At 70.0% G+C, this 19,694-nt stretch carries 18 protein-coding genes and 1 pseudogene; 12 read left to right on the top strand and 7 right to left on the bottom strand.

What is annotated here, in order from left to right:
* Positions 1 to 224 precede the first annotated feature (224 nt).
* The 9 genes from FS845_RS11120 to gspN all read left to right on the top strand — a co-directional run bounded on the left by FS845_RS11120 (position 225) and on the right by gspN (position 6,143).
* The gene (locus tag FS845_RS11120; RefSeq protein WP_260986239.1) at positions 225 to 704 is read left to right on the top strand and encodes a general secretion pathway protein GspC; all 480 of its coding nucleotides are present in this window, start codon (positions 225 to 227) and stop codon (positions 702 to 704) included.
* Positions 705 to 791: 87 nt separating this feature from the next.
* The gene (gspG, locus tag FS845_RS11115; protein WP_144634391.1) at positions 792 to 1,256 is read left to right on the top strand and encodes a type II secretion system major pseudopilin GspG; all 465 of its coding nucleotides are present in this window, start codon (positions 792 to 794) and stop codon (positions 1,254 to 1,256) included.
* Complete coding sequence (locus FS845_RS11110) at positions 1,228 to 1,719, top strand: GspH/FimT family pseudopilin (RefSeq protein ID WP_144634388.1); 492 nt, start codon at positions 1,228 to 1,230, stop codon at positions 1,717 to 1,719. The genes gspG and FS845_RS11110 overlap by 29 nt, the downstream gene beginning before the upstream one ends.
* On the top strand, positions 1,706 to 2,092 hold the full coding sequence (gene gspI, locus FS845_RS11105; protein WP_144634385.1) for a type II secretion system minor pseudopilin GspI: 387 nt from the start codon (positions 1,706 to 1,708) through the stop codon (positions 2,090 to 2,092). Before FS845_RS11110 ends, gspI begins: the two co-directional genes overlap by 14 nt.
* The gene (locus FS845_RS11100) at positions 2,089 to 2,697 is read left to right on the top strand and encodes a type II secretion system protein J (RefSeq protein ID WP_144634382.1); all 609 of its coding nucleotides are present in this window, start codon (positions 2,089 to 2,091) and stop codon (positions 2,695 to 2,697) included. Before gspI ends, FS845_RS11100 begins: the two co-directional genes overlap by 4 nt.
* Positions 2,694 to 3,689, top strand: coding sequence for a type II secretion system minor pseudopilin GspK (gene gspK / locus FS845_RS11095; RefSeq protein WP_144634379.1), 996 nt, complete (start codon positions 2,694 to 2,696; stop codon positions 3,687 to 3,689). Before FS845_RS11100 ends, gspK begins: the two co-directional genes overlap by 4 nt.
* Entirely contained in the window at positions 3,686 to 4,696 is a 1,011-nt protein-coding gene (gspL, locus tag FS845_RS11090; RefSeq protein ID WP_144634376.1) for a type II secretion system protein GspL, read from the top strand. Before gspK ends, gspL begins: the two co-directional genes overlap by 4 nt.
* Complete coding sequence (gspM, locus tag FS845_RS11085; RefSeq protein ID WP_144634373.1) at positions 4,693 to 5,397, top strand: type II secretion system protein GspM; 705 nt, start codon at positions 4,693 to 4,695, stop codon at positions 5,395 to 5,397. Before gspL ends, gspM begins: the two co-directional genes overlap by 4 nt.
* The gene (gene gspN, locus FS845_RS11080) at positions 5,394 to 6,143 is read left to right on the top strand and encodes a type II secretion system protein N (RefSeq protein WP_144634370.1); all 750 of its coding nucleotides are present in this window, start codon (positions 5,394 to 5,396) and stop codon (positions 6,141 to 6,143) included. Before gspM ends, gspN begins: the two co-directional genes overlap by 4 nt.
* Positions 6,144 to 6,278: 135 nt before the next feature.
* Here gspN and gspE read toward each other — a convergent pair whose 3' ends face one another.
* Positions 6,279 to 7,709: a type II secretion system ATPase GspE gene (gspE, locus tag FS845_RS11075; RefSeq protein ID WP_144634367.1), complete on the bottom strand. Its 1,431-nt coding sequence runs from the start codon at positions 7,707 to 7,709 to the stop codon at positions 6,279 to 6,281.
* Positions 7,710 to 7,719: 10 nt separating this feature from the next.
* Positions 7,720 to 10,365 (bottom strand): type II secretion system secretin GspD, encoded by a 2,646-nt coding sequence (gene gspD, locus FS845_RS11070; RefSeq protein ID WP_144634364.1) that lies wholly within the window; start codon positions 10,363 to 10,365, stop codon positions 7,720 to 7,722.
* A gap of 125 nt (positions 10,366 to 10,490) precedes the next feature.
* Here gspD and gspF point away from each other — a divergent pair, with 125 nt between their 5' ends.
* A complete protein-coding gene (gspF, locus tag FS845_RS11065) occupies positions 10,491 to 11,699 on the top strand; it encodes a type II secretion system inner membrane protein GspF (RefSeq protein WP_144634361.1) in 1,209 nt (402 codons plus the stop codon).
* Between the two features lie 243 nt (positions 11,700 to 11,942).
* Here gspF and FS845_RS11060 read toward each other — a convergent pair whose 3' ends face one another.
* Both FS845_RS11060 and FS845_RS11055 read right to left on the bottom strand, forming a co-directional pair.
* Complete coding sequence (locus FS845_RS11060; RefSeq protein WP_144634358.1) at positions 11,943 to 12,281, bottom strand: P-II family nitrogen regulator; 339 nt, start codon at positions 12,279 to 12,281, stop codon at positions 11,943 to 11,945.
* Positions 12,282 to 12,401: 120 nt separating this feature from the next.
* Positions 12,402 to 14,036, bottom strand: a complete 1,635-nt coding sequence (locus tag FS845_RS11055) for an NAD+ synthase (RefSeq protein ID WP_144634355.1) — start codon at positions 14,034 to 14,036, stop codon at positions 12,402 to 12,404.
* 175 nt (positions 14,037 to 14,211) lie between these two features.
* Between FS845_RS11055 and argH the strand changes: the two genes are divergently transcribed.
* Positions 14,212 to 15,627, top strand: a complete 1,416-nt coding sequence (gene argH, locus FS845_RS11050) for an argininosuccinate lyase (protein ID WP_144634352.1) — start codon at positions 14,212 to 14,214, stop codon at positions 15,625 to 15,627.
* A 194-nt stretch (positions 15,628 to 15,821) separates the two neighbouring features.
* Here argH and FS845_RS11045 read toward each other — a convergent pair whose 3' ends face one another.
* From FS845_RS11045 to FS845_RS26500, 3 genes are all read right to left on the bottom strand, one after another.
* Positions 15,822 to 16,400, bottom strand: coding sequence for a nitroreductase (locus FS845_RS11045; protein WP_144634349.1), 579 nt, complete (start codon positions 16,398 to 16,400; stop codon positions 15,822 to 15,824).
* A 180-nt stretch (positions 16,401 to 16,580) separates the two neighbouring features.
* Positions 16,581 to 17,015 (bottom strand): Cd(II)/Pb(II)-responsive transcriptional regulator, encoded by a 435-nt coding sequence (gene cadR, locus FS845_RS11040; RefSeq protein ID WP_144634346.1) that lies wholly within the window; start codon positions 17,013 to 17,015, stop codon positions 16,581 to 16,583.
* A gap of 202 nt (positions 17,016 to 17,217) precedes the next feature.
* Positions 17,218 to 17,493 (bottom strand): hypothetical protein, encoded by a 276-nt coding sequence (locus tag FS845_RS26500; protein WP_186332242.1) that lies wholly within the window; start codon positions 17,491 to 17,493, stop codon positions 17,218 to 17,220.
* A gap of 66 nt (positions 17,494 to 17,559) precedes the next feature.
* On the opposite strand from FS845_RS26500, the pseudogene FS845_RS11035 reads away from it, so the two are divergent.
* Positions 17,560 to 19,686, top strand: a pseudogene (locus tag FS845_RS11035) (heavy metal translocating P-type ATPase); the annotation flags it as partial.
* Positions 19,687 to 19,694: the final 8 nt, after the last annotated feature.

Below are 19,694 nucleotides of genomic sequence, written 5' to 3'. Positions count from 1 at the left end.
GCTGATCCCACGATCAGGAAATCTTTGCAATTCCCGTCGGCATCTTTGCGGGGCTGTGCCGAATGTTTGCAACCAAATGCAGCGGCATGCGCAAGCCTGGGCCCGGCGCGGCGTCGAAGCGACATGTCGCGGGACTGGGAATGTACCGTTGGCAGGCATATCGGCGCGGCGTGCAAGCCTGTAAACTGCCGCTCGTTGTCCATAAACTGTCATGCATCGAGGGTATGGTCCGCCATTCCCCGAACGCCGGCTTTCCCTACATGCGCTTCACCGCCCGATCCTTCCGCCCCACCCTGCCCGGCGCCGCTCGCCTGGCCGCGATCCTGGCGGCGGCCGCCGCCCTGGGCGTCTGGGGCGCGATCCTGCTGGCGCCCAGCCCCGACCGGCTGCCGCCAGCCGTCGCGGCGTCGCCAGTGCGGCAGTCGAACGTGGATGCGGTGGCGCTGTGGTTCGGCCGCGACGGCGTGCTGCAGACGCAGATCACGGTGCTGGGCCTGATCGCCCAGGGCGCCAACGGCGCGGCGGTGATCAGCGTCAACGGCGGCCCGCCGGCGGCACTGGCGGTCGGCCAGACGGCGGCGCCCGGCATCGTGCTGGCCGGCGTCGACTCGCAAGGCGTCGTGCTCGATGCCAACGGCACGCGCACGCGCGTGGCCGCGCCGCCCTACGACGCGGCACCGGGCGGCATCACCACCGTGCGCTGATCGCGGCGCCGCGCGGGACGATCAAATTCTTGCATTTCAATTACATTTCAAGCAGGCTACGCTGTTTTGTCATATTCGGACGCGAAAATGCCGGGCTTGACTGAATTTTCCAAGGAAACCACCGTGCGCCGGTACCCACTCAAGGCTCGCCGCCAGCAAGGCTTCACGCTGATCGAGATCATGGTGGTGGTCGTGATCATGGGCATTCTCGCCGCCCTGGTCGTGCCCCGCGTGCTGGATCGTCCCGACCAGGCCCGCCAGGTCGCCGCCAAGCAGGACATCTCCGGCCTCATGCAGGCGCTGAAGCTGTATCGCCTCGACAACGGCCGCTATCCCACCACCCAGCAGGGCCTGCGCGCCCTGGCCGAGCGCCCCGAAGGCGCCAAGGCCTGGCGCCCCTACCTCGAGCGCCTGCCCAACGACCCGTGGGGCGCGCCGTACCAATACCTCAACCCGGGCGTGAAGGGCGAGATCGACGTGTTCTCGTTTGGCGCCGACGGCAAACCGGGCGGAGAACAAGGCGATGCTGACATCGGCTCGTGGGAGCTCTGAGCAGGGCTTCACGCTCGTTGAAGTCCTGGTAGTCCTGGTCATCATCGGCATCGGCGCCTCGCTGGTCAGTCTGGCCGCCTTCTCCGGCCCCGACCGCAGCCTGCGCAGCGATGCCGAACGGCTGGTCGATGCCTTCTCCGCGGCGCAAAGCGAGGCCCGCAGCGACGGGCGCGTCATACGGTGGCAGGCCGACAGCGCCCGCTGGTCCTTCGAGCGCCGCGGCCGGTCCGACCAGTTGTCCGCGCAGGACGACGGCCCCTTGCGGCCCGACCGCTTCGCCAAGGACGACCTGCTGGGCGAGCGCGGCTGGACCAAGCCGCCCGTCACCGTGCGCACCGATCCCGCCCTGCCCCTGGTGTTCGGCACCGAATGGATCGCCCCGCCCCTGGTGCTGCAACTGCAGGCCAACGGCGACACCCTCACCATCACGCGCGATGCCGCGGGCCGCTATGACATCCACTAGCGTCCGCCGCGAGCGCGGCTTCACCCTGATCGAGGTGCTGGTGGCGCTGGCCATCATCGCCGTGGCGATGGGCGCGGCCATGCGCGCTACCAGCGTGATGATCAGCAACAACCGTGCGCTGCAGGACAAGACCCTGGCGCTGATGGCCGCCGAGAACGCGCTGGCCCAGGTGCGCCTGGAGCAGACCCTGCCCGCGCCGGGCTCGCGCACGGTGGCCTGTCCGCAAGGGGGCCAGGCCATGCAGTGCGAACTGGTGGTCACCAGTTCGCTGAACCGCGGTTTCCGCCAGGTCACGGTGCGCGTGCACCCCGCCGGCGACGCCGACGGCACGGTCATCACCCAACTGAGCGGCCTGGTGTCGAACCTGCGATGACGCGCCGCCCCCTGTCCCGCCCGCCGCGCCAGCGCGGCTTCACGCTGATCGAGGTGCTGGTGGCCATCGCGCTGATGGCGCTGGTCAGCCTGATGGCCTGGCGCGGCCTGGCGCAGGTGTCAGACGCCCGCGAATGGATCGACGCCGAGGCCCAGGACAACGACATGGTGGTGCGCGTGCTGGGCCAGATCGAACGCGACGTCAACCAGGCCTATGTGGGCCCGCGCAGCGCCGCGCCCGACGGCGCGCTGCCCGACGGCGTGCAGGTGCTGCGCGGCAACGGCGCGGCCCCGCTGCTGGACATCGTGCGCGCCGCGCCCGACCAGCAGGGCATGTGGCAGCGCGTGGTGTGGCAGCTGCGTCCCGATGGCCTGTGGCGCTACGTGGGCGCCGCGGGCAGCCGCTATCCCCTGCCGCCGCCCGACGCGGGCGCGCTGGTGATGCCGCAGGTCACCGCGCTGCGACTGCGCGCCTGGGTGCCGGGCAGCGGCTGGGCCAACCTGCCCGCCGCCCTGCCCGCGCAGGCCAGCGGCCTAGACATCGCGCTGGAGCGGCGCCACCGCGACGTCCTGCAGCAGTTCAACCGCATCCTGGTGCTGCAATGACGCCACGCCGTTCTCCTTCCCGCCAGCGCGGCGCCGCCGTCATCGGCGCGCTGATCATCGTGGCCATCGTCGCCGCGCTCAGCACCAGCCTGTTCCTGCGCCAGACAGCCACCATGCGCCAGGTCGAGAACGAAGAGGCGCGCGTGCAGGCGCGCTGGCTGCTGATGGGCGGCATCGACTGGGCGCGCCTGATGCTGCGCGACCATGCGCGGCGCGAGGCCACCACGCAGGGCGACCAGATCTGGGCCACGCCTGTGCAGGACACGCGCATCGAACAGCCCGGCGACGAGCGCGTGGCGGTGTTCTCCGGCTTTCTCGAAGACGAGCAGGGCAAGTACAACCTGTACAACGTGGCCATCGGCGGCAAGGTCGCCGAGCCGCAGCTGGAAATCCTCGGCCGCCTGCTGTCCAACCTGGACCTGCCCAGCGCGATGGCGCCGCAGATGGCCCAGTTGATCGCGCTGGCGCAGCCGCCCGCCCCGCCCGCCGGCGACGGGCAGACCTCGTCCAACGGCACCACCACCTCGTCGGCCGGCGACGCCGCCGACGAGGCCCTGCAGGCCAAGGGCAAGACCGAGGCGCCGCTGCCGCGCGGCATCGACGACGTGGCCGACCTGCTGGGCGTGGACCCGGCCAGGCGCCAGGCCATGCGGCGCACCATGACCGTGCTGCCGGCCCGCACCACCATCAACGTGAACACGGCGCCGCCCGAAGTCATCGCGGCGCTGGTGCCGGGCCTGTCGCTAGGCCAGGCGCGCAGCCTGGCGGGCGACCGGGACCGCGGCCGCTGGTTCCTGAACAGCGGCGACTTCGCCAACCGCGTCACGGGCACCGGATCCGAGGTCCAGGTGCCGGCCGTGGTCACCACCAGCAACTGGTTCATGGCCACGGGCACCGTGGTCTACGAGCGCGCCCGCGTCACCATGCGCGCGCTCATGCAAAGCTCCACCGGAGGCGTGCCGCGCACCCTCTGGACACAGGAAGTCATGTGAAGAATATCCTGCGCATCGCGCTCCCCCCGCTGGCCGACCTGACGGCCACCTCGCTGCTGGACTACGCGTGGTTCGACCGCCGTGGCCAGCGCGCCCGGCACGGCACGCTGGCCCCCGCCGGCCTGGCCGGCGCGTTTCCCAACATCCCCGTGCAGGCCGTGCTGCATCCGCACGACGCCATCCTGGCCAGCGTGCAGGTGCCCGCCGTGGCCGCCTCGCGCTTCGACGCCGCCGTGAACGGCGCGCTCGAGGCCCTGGTGCTCAGCGATCTTTCGTCCCTGGCCATCGGCCACGGGCCGCGCGCGGCCGACGGCGCCGTGGCAGTGGCGTGGGCCGACAGCGCCACGCTGCAACGCGCCTGGACGATGCTGTCGCAGGCCGGCCTGCAGGTACGCGCGCTGGTGCCCGTGCAGGTGCTGGCCGGCGACGCGGCCGACGCCGACGCCGACGCGCCGCTGGCCTCGCACGAAGACCCGCGCTGGGGCAACGACGCGCCCGCCTGGTCGCTGGCCCTGCCGCACCTGGCCCCGCAGCGCGCCTCGCGCTGGCGGCCCGCGCTGCGCTGGGCTGCCGTCGCCGCGGTGCTGTGGATCGCGGGCCTGAATCTGTATGCCTCGCAGCTGCGCGGCGAAGCCGACCGCCTGCGCCAGGCCATGGTCTCGCAGGTGCGCGACACCTTCCCCGGCACGTCCGTCGTGCTGGACGCGGTGCGCCAGGCCGAACAGGGCTACAACGCCCTGCTGGCCGGCAACGGCGCCGGCAGCTCGGGCGATTTCATGACGCTGGCGCGCGGCGCCGCGCAGGCGCTGCCCTTCGCCGCCGACCGCGTCGAGCACCTGGCCTACAAGGACCAAGCGCTGACGCTGCAACTGGCGCCCAGCAAGGACGGCAACGACGACCGCGTGGGCGACGTTCCCGCCATCATGGCCAAGGCCACGGCCCTGGGCCTGCGCATCGAGCGCGAAGAGAACACTCCCAATTGGCGCATCGTGCAGGCGCAACCATGACCACCCGAACCTCCACTTTCCTGCCGATGTGGCACAAGCTGCGCGACCGCTACGCGCAATCCCGGCGCCAGGGCCAGGCCTGGCTGGCCCGCCTGGCGCCGCGCGAGCGGCGCCTGCTGGCCATCGCCGCCGCGGTGGCCGGTGCCGCCATTGCCTGGCTGGTCTTCATCGAGCCGGCCATGAAGTCGGTGCGCGACCTGGGCGTAGAACTGCCCAAGCTGCGCGCCCAGGCCGCCACGGTGGCCGACCTGACCGCCCGCGCGCGCGGCCTGCGGCGCGGCGGCGAGCACGTCGCCGGCACCCTGCCCACCGACGCCGAGCTGCGCGCCAGCCTGCGCCAGGCCGGCCTGGCCGAGCACCAGTGGTCGGTGGCGCAGGGGGCTTCCGGTGCTGGGGCTTCCAGTGCTGCGGATGCCGGTGCTTCCGGCGGGTCCGGCGCTTCGGGTACGTCTGGTGCGTCTGGTACGTCCGCTGGCGCCGGTGCCGACGCCAAGCCCGGCCTCACCCTCATCTTCACCGAAGCCCCGTCCACGGCCGCGCTGCGCTGGCTGGACGGCGCGCCGCGCGACTGGCGGCTGGTGGTCACCGACGTGACGCTGACCCGCCCGCGCGATGCGGACGACCGCCGCCTGCCCGGCCGCCTGAGCGGCACCGTCACCCTGACGCCCTACGACGCCGCTTCGAAGGCCCAGGCACGATGATCGTCGAGTTGTTGCGCAAGTTCCGCGTCGGCACCGTCGTGCTGGCGCTGGCCGTCGCCCTGGCGGCCGCCCTGGCCGTCCTGCCGGCCCGCTGGCTGCTGTGGCTGATGCCTTCCGATGCTCCCATCACGGTGGTCGAGGCCAGCGGCACGCTGTGGTCCGGCACCGCCTGGATCGCGCTGGGCAGCCCGCAGTCGCGCCGCATGCTGACCGAGCCGGTGCAGTGGCGCTGGAACGGGCTGTCGGTCGATGTGCGGCATCCCTATCTCCGCGGCCCGGTCAGGCTGTCGGTGGGCCTGGGCGGCGTCGCCGTGTCGGCCCAGCAGGCCACCCTGCCCGCCGCCGTGCTGGCGGGCCTGGGCACGCCCTGGAACACCATGTCGCCGGGCGGCCAGATCGAGGTGCAATGGCGCGCCTTCACCGCCGGCACGTTGGCGCAGGGCCCGCTGGCCGACATCTACTGGCGCAATGCCAGTTCGGCCCTGGCCCCGATCGCGCCCATCGGCGACTATCGCCTGCGCCTGGAAGGCAGCGGCCGCAACGTCAAGGTGACGCTGTCCACCGAAAAAGGCGTCCTTCAGCTGACCGGCCAGGGCGAATGGACGGGCCGCCGGCTGAACTTCCAGGGCCGCGCCAAGGCCTCGGACAAGGCCAGCGACACCGAGCAGGCCGCGTTGACGGGGCTGCTGACCGCCATCGGGCCGGAACGCGACGATGGGCATGCATTCGGGACGGGGCGGATGTAGCGCATCCGCCATGGCCGCCGCCGCTGCGCGCGCCGGACGACGCATCCGGCACGCGTCGATGAAGCAGCCGGCCATGCGCCGCCAGGCATTTAAGCCACGGCATCGCCCTGCGGGGCGACGCCATCGCACGTGGGCTCAATCGTCCCGCGTCACCCTCACGATCTCCTCGGGCGAGGTCACCCCCGCGTCGATCCAGCGTTGGCCGTCTTCGCGCATGTTGTGCATGCCGGAGGCAGCCGCGGCCTGGCGCAGCGCCTGCTCGTCGCGGCCTTCGTGGATCAGCGTGCGCGCGGTGTCGTCCACCACGAACAGTTCGTGGATGCCCGAACGGCCGCTGTAGCCGGTGTGGTTGCAGTGCGGGCAGCCCATCGCGCGATACACCGTGGTGCCGTCCGGCTGCGTCTCGGGCTTGCGGCATTCGGGGCACAGCTTGCGCACCAGGCGCTGCGCCAGCACGCCCAGCAGCGACGAGGCCAGCAGGAAGGGCTCGACGCCCATGTCCGTCAGGCGCGTCACCGCCGACACCGAGTCGTTGGTGTGCAGCGTGGCCAGCACCAGGTGGCCCGTCAGCGAGGCCTGCACCGCGATCTGAGCGGTTTCCAGGTCGCGGATTTCACCGATCATGATCACGTCCGGATCCTGGCGCAGGATCGCGCGCAGGGCCATCGCGAAGCTCATGTCGATCTTGGCGTTGACCTGCGTCTGGCCGATGCCGGGCAGGTCATACTCGATCGGGTCCTCCACCGTCAGGATGTTGCTGGTGGAGGCGTCCAGGCGCGACAGCGCGGCATACAACGTGGTGGTCTTGCCGCTGCCGGTGGGACCGGTGACCAGCACGATGCCGTGCGGCTGGCGGATCAGCTTGTCGAGCCGGCCCAGCACGATGGGGCTCATGCCCAGCTTTTCCAGCTGCAGGCGGCCTGCTTCCTTGTCCAGCAGGCGCAGCACCGCGCGTTCGCCGTGGCCGGTGGGCAGCGTCGAGACCCGCACGTCGATGGGCCGTCCGCCCACGCGCAGCGCGATGCGGCCGTCCTGCGGCAGGCGCTTCTCGGCGATGTCCAGGTGCGCCATGATCTTGATGCGCGAGATCAGCGCGGAATGCAGCGCCTTGCGCGGCGACACCACGTCGCGCAGCGTGCCGTCCACGCGGTAGCGCACCACCGAATGCGTCTCGAAGGGCTCGATGTGGATGTCGCTGGCGTTGTCGCGCGCGGCCTGGGCGAACAGCGCGTTGATCATGCGGATGACCGGCGCATCGTCCTGGGCTTCCAGCAGGTCGGCCACTTCGGGCATGTCCTGCAGCAGGCGGTCCAGGTCGATCTCGTTCTCGGCCACGCCCATCACGGACGCGGCGTCCTCGGTGTCGCTGTAGGCCGCGGTCAGCATGGTTTCCAGCGCGCCGTCGTCCACGCTGACCACCGGCACTTCGCCGTGGCAGCGCAGGATCTCGCGCACCGCCCACGCCGGCGTGCGCGGACTGACGGTCAGCTGCACCGCGCCCGGACGCATCGACAGCATGGCCCGGTGCGTGCGCGCCCAGGCGTAGGGCAAGGGATGGGGATTCATCGCCCGCCCCTTACATGTTCGTCACGAGCTCGGGCTTGAAGCCCAGCTGGCGCAGCAGGTCCAGCGAGGTGTCGACCGTGGTCGCGTCGCGCGCCACGGCGGCCCGCACCACCACGCCGATGCCGCCGGGACCGACGCGCGAATACGCGTTCAGGCCGCTGATCTGCACGCGCTTGACGATCTGGTCGGCCTCTTCCTGGGTGTTGACCGAGGCGATCTGCAGCGTGGTGGTCGTCGAGTCGGACTGGCCGTAGATGGCCGAGGGATCGCGCGCGACGCTCACGCCCAGCGGCAGGCTGGCGCGGATGGGCTGGTTGGCCGCATCCGGCGCCGCGGGACCCTGCGGCAGCTGGCGCACGGCCGTGGACTGCGACGAGGTCGGGCCCGGACGGCGCATGGTCTGCTCCAGGTTCTCGGGACGCAGGTCGTACGGGCGCTCGCCCACCACCGGCACGTTAGCCGGCGGCAGCTGGGCGCCCTGCATGTTCGGCAGCAGCCAGTGTTCGCCCGGCTGCGCGTTGCTCTGCGCGCGGCGCATGTAGTCGTAGCGGTCCAGCGTGACGTTGGCGCTGCTGCGCGAATCGCGCAGAACGTACGGACGCAGGAACACCATCAGGTTGGTCTTGGTGCGCTGGCGCGAGTCGTAGCGGAACAGCGCGCCCAGCAGCGGGATCTTGCTCAGGCCCGGCACGTTGTTCGACGAGATCGTCATGCTGTCTTCCAGCAGGCCGCCCAGCACGATGATCTGGCCGTCGTCGATCAGCACGCTGGTGTCGATGGCACGCTTGTTGGTGACGATGCCGGTGGTGGCGTTGGACCGCGCGTCGTCGATGCTGCTGACCTCCTGGTAGATGTCCAGCTTGACCGCGCCGCCCTCGGAGATCTGCGGGCGGATGTTCAGCTTCAGGCCGATGTCCTCGCGCTCGACCGTCTGGAACGGGTTGCTGGCGCTGTCGCTGCCCGAGGTGACGTACGAGCCCGTGACGAACGGCACCGTCTGGCCCACCAGGATGCTGGCCTGCTCGTTGTCCAGCGTCAGCAGGTTCGGCGTGGACAGGATGTTGGCCTCGCCCGAGTTCTGCAGCGCGCGGGCCAGCACACCCAGGTTGATGACTTCGTTGCCCAGCACGTCGACCGTGCCCTTGACCACGCCCAGGCTCAGGCCGCGGCCCAGCGCGTCCAGCGTCGTGGGGCCGGTCCCGGTGATGCCGCTGCCGCCCAGGTTGGTGCCGCCGATGAAGCTGGAGCGGCCGCTGGACAGGCCGTTGCCGCCCGTCATCCACTGGATGCCGAATTCGGAGCCCGAGTTGGCGTTGACCTCGACGATCATGCTTTCCACCAGCACCTGCGCGCGGCGCTGGTCCAGCTGGTCGATGACTTCGCGCAGGCTGCGGTACAGCGGCTCGGGCGCGGAGATGATCAGCGTGTTGGTGGAGGGATCGGCCTGGATGACCGCGCCGCCGGCCGCGTAGGACACGGGCTCGGCCGCGTCGCTGGGGTCTTCGCGCGAGATCTGCTGCGTGTTGCCCAGCCCTCCGGAACTGCTGTTGCCGCCGAAACCGCCGTTGGAGCCGCCGCCGAAGCCCCGCATGCCGCCGCTGCTGCTGGTGCGCGATCCGGAGGACGTGCTGCGGCCGCTCAGGCCGGTGCCCGCGCCCGCCACGGTGCCCGCGGCCCCCGGGCCCGACGTGCCGATGCTCTGCGTCTGGCTCTGGCCGTTCAGCAGGCCGCCCAGCACGTGCGCGATGCGCGTGGCCTGCGCATTGCGCAGATACACCACGTGCAGGTTGCCGGCGTTCTTCTGGCGCGCGTCCAGCTTGCCGATCAGCTCGCGGGCCAGGCGGGTGCGTGCGGGATTACCCGAACGGATCACCACGCTGTTGCTGCGCGGATCGGCCACGATGGCGATGCGCGAGGCGTCGGCGCCCGCCCCGCCCTGCGCGCCGCCCTGGCCGTCCATCAGCTGCGAGGCCAACGCCGCGATGTCGGACGCGATACCATATTCGATCGGCACCACGTCGGTGTCCATCGACGAGGCCACGTCGATGCGCGCGATCACCTGGGCGATGCGCTCCAGATTGTCGGCGTAGTCGGTGATGACCAGCGTGTTGTTGCCCGGATACGCGTTGATGGGATTGTTTGGCGGCACCATGGGGCGCAGCACCGGCACCAGGTTGGCGGCGTTCTCGTACTTCAACGAGAACACGCGCGTCACCATCTGGCTGCCGCGCGCGAAGTCCTCCATCGACATCGATCCGTTGGCGCCGCGGCCCGTGCCCGGCGTGCGCGGGCCGTCGGTCACGACCGGGCTGCCCTGCAGCTTGCCGTCGGCCTCGGGCACCACGCGGGTCACGCCATCGACGTCGACGATGGCGAAGCCCTGCAGGCGCAGCGCGCCGGTCAGCATGGACAACGCCTGGTCGCGGCTGACGGGCCGCTCGGACACCAGGGTGATCTTGCCCTTGACGCGGGGATCGACCAGGAAGTTGCGTTGCGTGAATACGGACAAAGCGCGCAGGACGGCCGGAATGTCGGTGTCGACGAAATTCAGGCTGACCCGGTTGTCGCTCTGTTGCGCTTGCGCGCTTTGTACCGGCAAGGCGCAACTACTGGCGGCGATGACGGCGGCCAAGCCGAACGACAGGATTTGACGCATGAAAATCTACACCACAGGGCTGGAAAATTCGCCGAGTATACGAGGTGACAACGAAACACTACAGTCATAATTCCCCTGCATGGTGTGAGCCCAACGCATTGCCTCCAAACTGAATTTCCATTGACATGCCCTCCTTCCGTTACGAAGCCACCGATGCCCTGGGCAAGATCGTGCACGGCACGATCGAAGCCGAAACCGAGCGCGGGGCTCGCAACCAATTGCGCAGCCGCGGCCTGCTGCCGCTGTCCACCGCCCCGACTGCGGCGCCCAGCGGCTCGCTGTCCGGCATGTTTCGTCCGCGCCTGTCGGACGCCGACCTGGCGTGGATGACCCGCCAGCTGTCCAGCCTGCTGGCGGCCAGCCTGCCGCTGGACGCGGCGCTCAGCGCCACGCTGGAGCAGTCCGAGAACAAGCACATGGCCGCGCTGCTGGCCGAAGTGCGCGCGGACGTGCGGGCCGGCCACCGCCTGTCGGTGGCGCTGGCCTCGCGGCCCCGTGATTTCCCCGAGATCTACCGCGCCCTGGTCGGCGCCGGCGAAGAATCCGGCGACCTGGCGCAGGTCATGGACAAGCTGGCCACCTACATCGAAGAGCGCAACGCGCTGCGCAGCAAGGTGCTCACGGCCTTCATCTATCCGGCCGTCGTGGCGTGCGTCTCGGTCATCATCGTGATCTTCCTGCTGGGCTACGTGGTGCCGCAGGTGGTCACGGCCTTCAGCCACGCCAAACAGCAGTTGCCGCTGTTGACCCGCATCATGCTGGGCGCCAGCGACTACGTGCGCCAGTGGGGTTGGCTCACGGCCCTGGCCATCGGATTCCTGGTCATGCTGTGGCGCTACACGCTGCGGGCCCCCGCGGCCCGCATGGCGTGGCACAACCGCATGCTGCGGCTGCCCCTGGTCGGCCGCTTCGTGCTGGGCGTGGACGCGGCGCGTTTCGCCTCCACCCTGGCCATCCTGACGGGCAGCGGCGTGGCCCTGCTGACCTCGCTGGACGCGGCGCGCCGCACGCTGGGCAACGACCGCCTGCGGGCCGCCGTGGACGACGCCAGCGACCGGGTACGCGAAGGGGCCTCGCTGTCGGCTTCGCTGGGCGCGCAGAAGTGCTTTCCGTCGCTGCTGGTGCACCTGATCGCCAGCGGCGAGAAGACCGGCCGGCTGCCCGAACTGCTGGAGCGCGGCGCCAACAACCTGTCGCGCGATCTGGAACGCCGCGCCATGGCCATGACCGCCCTGCTGGAGCCGCTGCTGATCGTGGTGATGGGCGGCATCGTGCTGATGATCGTGCTGGCGGTGATGATGCCGATCCTGGAGATGAACCAGTTGGTCCGTTGACCCCCCGAAGCGCTGCGCGCTTCCCCCCCAGGGGGCGACGCTGGCGGACCGGTGGAGCCCGGATCCGCGCGTCCCGGGTCGAGCTGCATCGGCTTCATGCGGCGGGATGTTTTCCGGCAGGCGATGCGCACGCGGTAAACGTGCCACCGGGAGCTGGGAACCGAAAACTGGAAATTGGAAACGACGCGGCCGGCGCTGCGCACGCCGGCCGGCTGGGGCGAAGACTGTGTTGAAGCGGCCGCTTTACAGCGCTTCTTCGTCGCTCTCGCCGGTGCGGATGCGGATGGCCTGCTCGACGGGGGTGACGAAGATCTTGCCGTCGCCGATCTTGCCGGTGCGCGCCACCTTCAGGATGGCGTCGATGGCGGGCTCGACCATGGCGTCGGACAGCACCACATCGATGCGGATCTTGGGCAGGAAATCGACCACGTATTCAGCGCCGCGGTACAGCTCGGTGTGGCCCTTCTGGCGCCCGAAGCCCTTGACCTCGGCAACCGTCAGGCCGCTGACGCCGACCTCGGCCAGCGCTTCGCGCACTTCGTCGAGTTTGAACGGCTTGATGATGGCGGTGACTTGTTTCACGTGGGTTTTCCCTGATTTTGCTTGGAAGTGAGGACGACGGGATGCGGAATGGGCGGTTGGCTGGGCGCCGGCCAGGTGCGGCCGGCCAGGTGCGGCCGGCTAGGTACGGCCGGCCAGGCGCTACAGCGGTTCGCGAAAGCCGTTGGTGACAGGATAGCGCCAATCCCGGCCGAACGCGCGCGGCGTGATGCGCGGTCCGGGCGGCGCCTGGCGGCGCTTGTACTCGTTGATGCGGATGAGCCGCACCACCTGTTCGACGGCGGCGGGAGGATAACCGGCGGCGACGATATCGGCCGGCGACTCGTTGGCTTCCATGTAGCGCGCCATGATGCCGTCCAGCACGTCGTAGGGCGGCAGGCTGTCCTGGTCGGTCTGGTCGGGACGCAGTTCCGCGGACGGCGGACGGGTGATGATGCGTTCGGGGATGATTTCCTCGCGGGTATTGCGCCACTGCGCCAGCCGGTACACCAGCGTCTTGGGCACGTCCTTGATGACGGCGAACCCGCCCGCCATGTCGCCATATAGCGTGCAATAGCCGGTGGTCATCTCGGACTTGTTGCCCGTGGTCAGCACCAGGCGGCCGGTCTTGTTGGACAGCGCCATCAGCAGCGTCCCGCGCACGCGTGCCTGGATGTTCTCCTCGGTCGCATCCAGCGGCAGGCCCTCGAACTGGGCCGCAAGCATCTGGTCGAATGCGCCGATGGCCGGGGCGATGGCGATGTCGTCGTACTTGACGCCCAGCCGCCTGGCCATGTCGGCCGCGTCGATCTGCGAGATGTCGGCGGTGTAGCGCGACGGCATCATCACGGCGCGCACGTTCTCGGCGCCCAGCGCATCGACCGCCACGGCCAGCACCACGGCCGAGTCGATGCCGCCGGACAGGCCGATGATGGCGCCCGGAAAACCATTCTTGCCCAGGTAGTCGCGCACGCCCAGCACGAGGGCGTTCCAGACCTGCTCTTCCAGGCAATGCGGCGCCACGTCGGCCTGCGGCGATACCGGGCGCACGCCGCCCCGCGCGTCGACCTCGACCACGTTCACGCCTTCGGCGAAGTCGGGCAGCCGGGCAGCGCGCTGGCCCAGGGCGTCCAGTGCGAACGACGCGCCGTCGAATACCAGTTCGTCCTGGCCACCGACCATGTTGGCGTAAATGATGGCGCAGCCGGTGTCGCGCACGCAGCGCTCGGCCACGACCCGGCGTTCTTCCTGCTTGCCGGTGTTGTACGGGGAGGCATTGGGCACCAGCAGCACGCGGGCACCTGCATCGGCAGCGGCGCGCGCGGCCCGGTCGATCCAGATGTCTTCGCAGATGTTCAGGCCGAACGGCACGCCCTTGACCGTGAACACCAGCGGCGCGCCGTCGGCGGCGAAATAGCGCTGTTCGTCGAACACGGAATAGTTGGGAAGTTCGCGCTTGCGGTAGGTGCCGACCTCGGCCCCGCCGCACAGCACGACGGCGGCGTTGTACAGCCGGCCCTGGTGCCTCTGCACGTGGCCCACCACGACGTGCAGTCCGTTCAGCGCGGCCAGGTCGCGGCCCAGGCGCTGCAGGACTTCCTCCTGCTTCTGCACGAAGGACGGGCGCAGCAGCAGGTCTTCGGGCGGATAACCGGTCAGTACCAGTTCGGGGGTGACCAGCACGTCGGCGCCCTGCTCGTGCGCCGCGTGGGCGGCCTTCAGCACCTTGGCGGCGTTGCCGGCCAGGTCGCCGACGATGGCGTTGATTTGCGCGATTGCTACCCTGGCGACGCTCATGGGGGACGATTCCGGAATCCGTGAAAAGAGACGGAAAAATTATCGCACGCCGCAGGACCTGCCTCCCCCTACCAGAACCGGCGGGTTCCAGCGGTGCCGGGCATTTGGTACCTTAGCGGCATTCACCCGGCGATCCGACAGGACCGACCTACCCACAGCCTATAATCGCGGCACCATGGCAAATACCCCCTCTTCCTCGCAAGACCAGTTCGCCAACAAGGCGCAAGCCTGGTCCGCCCGGTTCTCCGAACCCGTCTCCGATCTCGTCAAGCGCTACACCGCCTCGGTCGACTTCGACCAGCGCCTGGCCCGCCACGACATCCGCGGCTCGCTGGCCCATGCCGAGATGCTGGCCGCACAGGGCATCATCCCCGCGCAAGACCTCGCCGACATCCAGCGCGGCATGCAGCAGATCCTGTCCGAAATCGACGCCGGCACCTTCCAGTGGCTGCTCGACCTGGAAGACGTGCACCTGAACATCGAAAAGCGCCTGGTCGAACTGGTCGGCGACGCGGGCAAGCGCCTGCACACCGGCCGTTCGCGCAACGACCAGGTGGCCACCGACATCCGCCTGTGGCTGCGCGACGAGATCGACCACCTCATCGACCTGCTGCGCCAGTTGCGCCGCGCTCTGGCTTCCGTGGCGCTGGAAAACGCCGCCACCATCATGCCGGGCTTCACGCACCTGCAGGTCGCCCAGCCCGTCACCTTCGGCCACCACCTGCTGGCCTATGCTGAAATGTTCGGCCGCGATGCCGAGCGCCTGGCCGACTGCCGCAAGCGCGTCAACCGCCTGCCGCTGGGCGCCGCCGCCCTGGCCGGCACGTCCTATCCCATCGACCGCGAACGCGTCGCCGCCTCCCTGGGTTTCGACGGCGTGTGCCGCAACTCGCTGGACGCCGTGTCCGACCGCGACTTCGCCATCGAGTTCTGCGCCGCCGCCGCCCTGGTCATGACGCACGTGTCGCGCCTGTCCGAAGAGCTGGTGCTGTGGATGAGCCCGCGCGTGGGCTTCATCGACCTGGCCGACCGCTTCTGCACCGGCAGCTCCATCATGCCGCAGAAGAAAAACCCCGACGTGCCCGAGCTGGCCCGCGGCAAGACCGGCCGCGTCAACGGCCACCTGGTCGCCCTGCTCACCCTGATGAAAGGCCAGCCCCTGGCCTACAACAAGGATAACCAGGAGGACAAGGAAGGCCTGTTCGACACCGTCGACACGCTGCGCGACACGCTGACCATCTTCGCCGACATGGCCGGCGGCATCCGCGTCAAGGCCGACAACATGCGTGCTGCCGCGCTACAGGGCTTCGCCACCGCCACCGACCTGGCCGATTACCTGGTCAAGCGCGGCCTGCCCTTCCGCGATGCCCACGAGATCGTGGCCCACGCGGTGCGTGACTGCGAACAGCGCGGCATCGACCTGGCCGACCTGTCGTTGGCCGAACTGCAGGGCTACCACACCGCCATCGAGGCCGACATCCACCAGGTGCTGACCCTGGAAGGCTCCGTCGCCGCCCGCAATCACGTCGGCGGCACCGCCCCCGACCGCGTGCGCGTGGAAGCGCAGCGCGTGCTGGCCGAGACGGCCTGACGCCCCACCTTGCTGGCCGATGACTCCGGCCAGCATCTTCTGCCGGCACCACCCAGCCAGATACAAAAAAAGCCACTTCGAGAAGTGGCTTTTTTCTTGCATGGCAGCGGCACGCGCCTGGCAGCACTCAATCGCATTCGCGACCGGCGCGGGGCACGATCGAACCACTCCGGCGCACCCGCGCACCAGAAGCCTTACAGCCCCGTCCACTCAGTCACGAACTTCCTGTGGTCGGGACGCTGCAGCGGCGGCAATTCCATGGACAGCGTGCCCACGGCCAGGAAACCCAGGAAGCGGTAATCCAGCGCGTCCAGACCCAGCTTGTCCTGCACCTCTTCCACGTAGGTGCCCAGGCCGGTGCTCCAGAATGCCGCGTAGCCGGACAGATGAATGGCGTTCAGCACATTCATCACCGACGCGCCCGTCGCCAGTAATTGCTCCTGCTCCGGAATCTTGGTGTTGTCGTGGTCGATCTTCTGGGCCACGGCGATCACCATGGGCACCTGGGCCAGCCATTCGCGCGTGGCTTTTTCCTTTTCGGGCGTCATGCGCTTGTCGCCGCCGCGCTTGACCACGTCCAGCGCCATGTCGGCCAGACGCCCCACGGCTTCACCGCGGATCACAACGTAGCGCCACGGCCGCATGGCGCCATGGTCCGGGGCGCACATGCCGGCTTGCAGGATCTGCGCCAGCTCGGCGTCGCTGGGCGCGGGACCGCGCAGCATCTTGGTGGAACGGCGGGTGAGCAGAGCGTCTATCGTGTTGGCTGTCATCGAATGAGGCAGAAGCTAGTCGAGAAGAATTCTCATCATACGCCAGGTCGATGGCGCGGCGCGGCATGCCCCGGGCCAGCGTGCGGGTTTGCAGGCGCCGAGCCGCCCCGCGCCCGCATCCACGCCCGGACCCGACCCGAAGCCACCCGGACTTGGCCCGAAACCGGGCCCGAACCCGGCCTATCCCAGGTGCGTGTGCCGTTCCGGCCGCTCGTCGGCCTCCATTTCGGCCAGCCCATGCAGGATGCCGCAATCCTCCGCATCCGGACGAGCGGACAGGCAGCGCTGGCGCAGTTCCGTCAGCTGGCCGCGCAACTGGGTCAGTTCCGCGATGCGGGCATCCACGTGCTCGATGTGTTCGTCGAACAGGTGGTTGATGGGCGCGCAGCCCGACTCATGATTGTCCGCCAGGGCCAGGATGGCGCGGATCTCTTCCTGCGTCATGTCCAGCGCGCGGCAGTTGCGGATCAGCTTCAGCCGCTCCAGATGGGGCTGGCCATAGCTGCGATAGTTGTTCAGGCCGCGTTGCGGCGCGGGCAGCAGGCCCTCTTTCTCGTAGTAGCGGACCGTTTCCACGGTCGTGCCCGCCGCGCGGGCCAGTTCACCGATCTTCAAGGCAGGTCTCCCGGGGGACGTCAAAGCCGTATTTGCCTGTTGACCCTATAGTAACTCCAGGGTGTGGAATGCAGGCAATCGCAGACATCCGGGCTCGTCGCCCGACCGGAAAACCGCCATGTCCCGAACGATTCCACCTTCCGCGGACCACCCGTCGTCATCCGCGCCCGCCGCCGCGCAGGACAGCTGCTGCGCCGGTTATTCAGGATGCCGGAGCCAGGCAAGCGGGCCGGGGCCGGCCGGCGTCGCAAGCCAGCCCGTTCGCGGCCATGCCGCCAGGCCGCATGGCGCCCGCGACGCCGAGGCCCACGGCCATGAAGGCCTTGAACAGCACGCCCGTGAGCAAAGCGGCGATCATCCGGACCACGAGCACGGCAATCACGGCCACAGCCACTCGCACGGACATGATCACGGCCACAGCCACTCGCACGGACATGATCACGGCCACAGCCATGCGCATGAACACGACCATGGCCATTCCCACGCCTGCTGCGACCACGACGCGGACGACGCGGCCGCCACTCCCCGCCCCGCGCACTCCCCCCTGCAGGCCGGCCCCGGCCAGCGCGTCTCGCGCCTGCGCATCGGGCAGATGGATTGCCCCACCGAGGAAACGCTGATCCGCCGCAAGCTCGGCAACCTGCCCGAGGTCCAGGCCCTGGACTTCAACCTGATGCAGCGCGTGCTGACGGTGGTGCACGCCGAGGCGGCGCTGGACAAGGTGACCGCCGCCATCCGTTCGCTGGACATGACACCCGAGCCGCTGGAGGACGATGCGCCCGCCGCGGCGCCGCCCGCGCCCGGCCGCGGCTGGCGCATGCTGGCCACGGCGGGCGTGCTGGCGGCGGCGGCCGAGATCGCGCACTTCGCCGCGCTGCCCCTGGCCGTGACGGCGGTGCTGGCGGTGCTGTCCATCCTGGCCTGCGGCATCTCCACCTATCGCAAGGGCTGGATCGCCGTGCGCAACGGGAACCTCAACATCAATGCGCTGATGAGCATTGCCGTCACCGGCGCCGTGCTGATCGGCCAGTGGCCCGAAGCCGCCATGGTGATGTTCCTGTTCAACGTGGCCGAGCTGATCGAGGCCCGCGCGCTGGACCGCGCCCGCAACGCGGTGCGCGGCCTGCTGGACCTGGCGCCGCAGACAGCGACGGCCCGCCAGCCCGACGGCAACTGGGGCGAGGTGCCGGCGGCGCAGTTGCGGCCCGGCGACCTGGTGCGCGTGCGTCCCGGCGAGCGCATCGCGGCCGACGGCGACGTGGCCGAGGGCCGCTCGGCGGTGGACCAATCGCCCATCACCGGCGAGAGCCTGCCCGTGGACAAGGGCCCGGGCGACCCCGTCTACGCCGGCACCGTCAACGCCTCGGGCAGCTTCGATTACCGCGTCACCGCCGCGGCCGGCAACACCACGCTGGACCGCATCATCCACGCGGTCGAACAGGCCCAGGGCGCCCGCGCCCCGACGCAGCGCTTCATCGACCGCTTCTCGCGCATCTACACGCCCGCCGTGGTCGGCCTGGCGCTGCTGGTGGCCGTGCTGCCGCCGCTGTTGCTGGACCACGCCTGGATGGACGCCATCTACCAGGCGCTGGCCCTGCTGATCATCGCCTGCCCTTGCGCCCTGGTCATTTCCACGCCGGTCAGCGTGGTCAGCGGGCTGACCGTCGCCGCCCGGCGCGGCATCCTGATCAAGGGCGGCGTGTACCTGGAGGAAGGCCGCAAGCTGGCGTGGCTGGCGCTGGACAAGACCGGCACGCTGACGCGCGGCGCCCCGCAACAGACCGACCTGAACGTCCTGGTGGCCGCCAGTCCGGCGGGCACGCCCGCTTCCCAGGCCGCCGTCAGCCTCGCGGCGCGCTCGGACCACCCCGTCTCGCGCGCATTGGCGCAGGCGTCCGATGCCCCGCGGGCCCTGCCCGTGGACGACTTCAACGCCCTGCCCGGCCGCGGCGTCAGCGGCCGCATCGGCGCGGAGACCTTCCACCTGGGCAACCGCCGCCTGATGCGCGAACTCGGCGTGGCGGCCCCCGACCTGGACGCGCGCATCGACGCGCTGGAAAGCCAGGGCAAGACCGCCGTGGCCCTGGCCGTGGACGGCCAGGTGCTGCTGCTGGCCGCGGTCGCCGATACCCTGCGGCCCGGCAGCGCCGAGGCCGTCGCCGACCTGCACCGCCTGGGCGTGCGCACGCTGATGCTCAGCGGCGACAACGCCCGCACCGCCCGCGCCGTCGCCGGCCAGGCCGGCATCGACGAGGCGCGCGGCGACCTGCTGCCCGAGGACAAACTGGCCGCCATCGAGAGCAAGCTCGGACCGTCCGGGACCATCGGCATGGTCGGCGACGGCATCAACGACGCCCCCGCGCTGGCCCGCGCCGACATCGGCTTCGCCATGGGCGCGGCCGGCACGGGCACCGCCATCGAGACCGCCGACGTGGCGCTGATGGACGACGACCTGCGCAAGATCGGCACCTTCGTGCGCCTGTCGCGCGCCACGCATCGCGTGCTGATGCAGAATATCGGCCTGGCGCTGGGCATCAAGGCCGTGTTCCTGGTGCTGGCGCTGGCGGGGCAGGCCACGCTCTGGATGGCGGTGTTCGCCGACGTGGGCGCGGCGCTGCTGGTGGTGGCCAACGGATTGCGGCTGTTGCGCGCGAACGGCGGCGGCGCGTCTGGCGCAGG

Origin of the sequence: Bordetella genomosp. 13, assembly GCF_007679965.1 — a bacterium.
In the GTDB taxonomy this organism is placed as follows: domain Bacteria; phylum Pseudomonadota; class Gammaproteobacteria; order Burkholderiales; family Burkholderiaceae_B; genus Bordetella.
The sequence above is the reverse complement of the archived record's forward strand: the minus strand, read 5'-3'. Positions and strand labels throughout refer to the sequence as shown.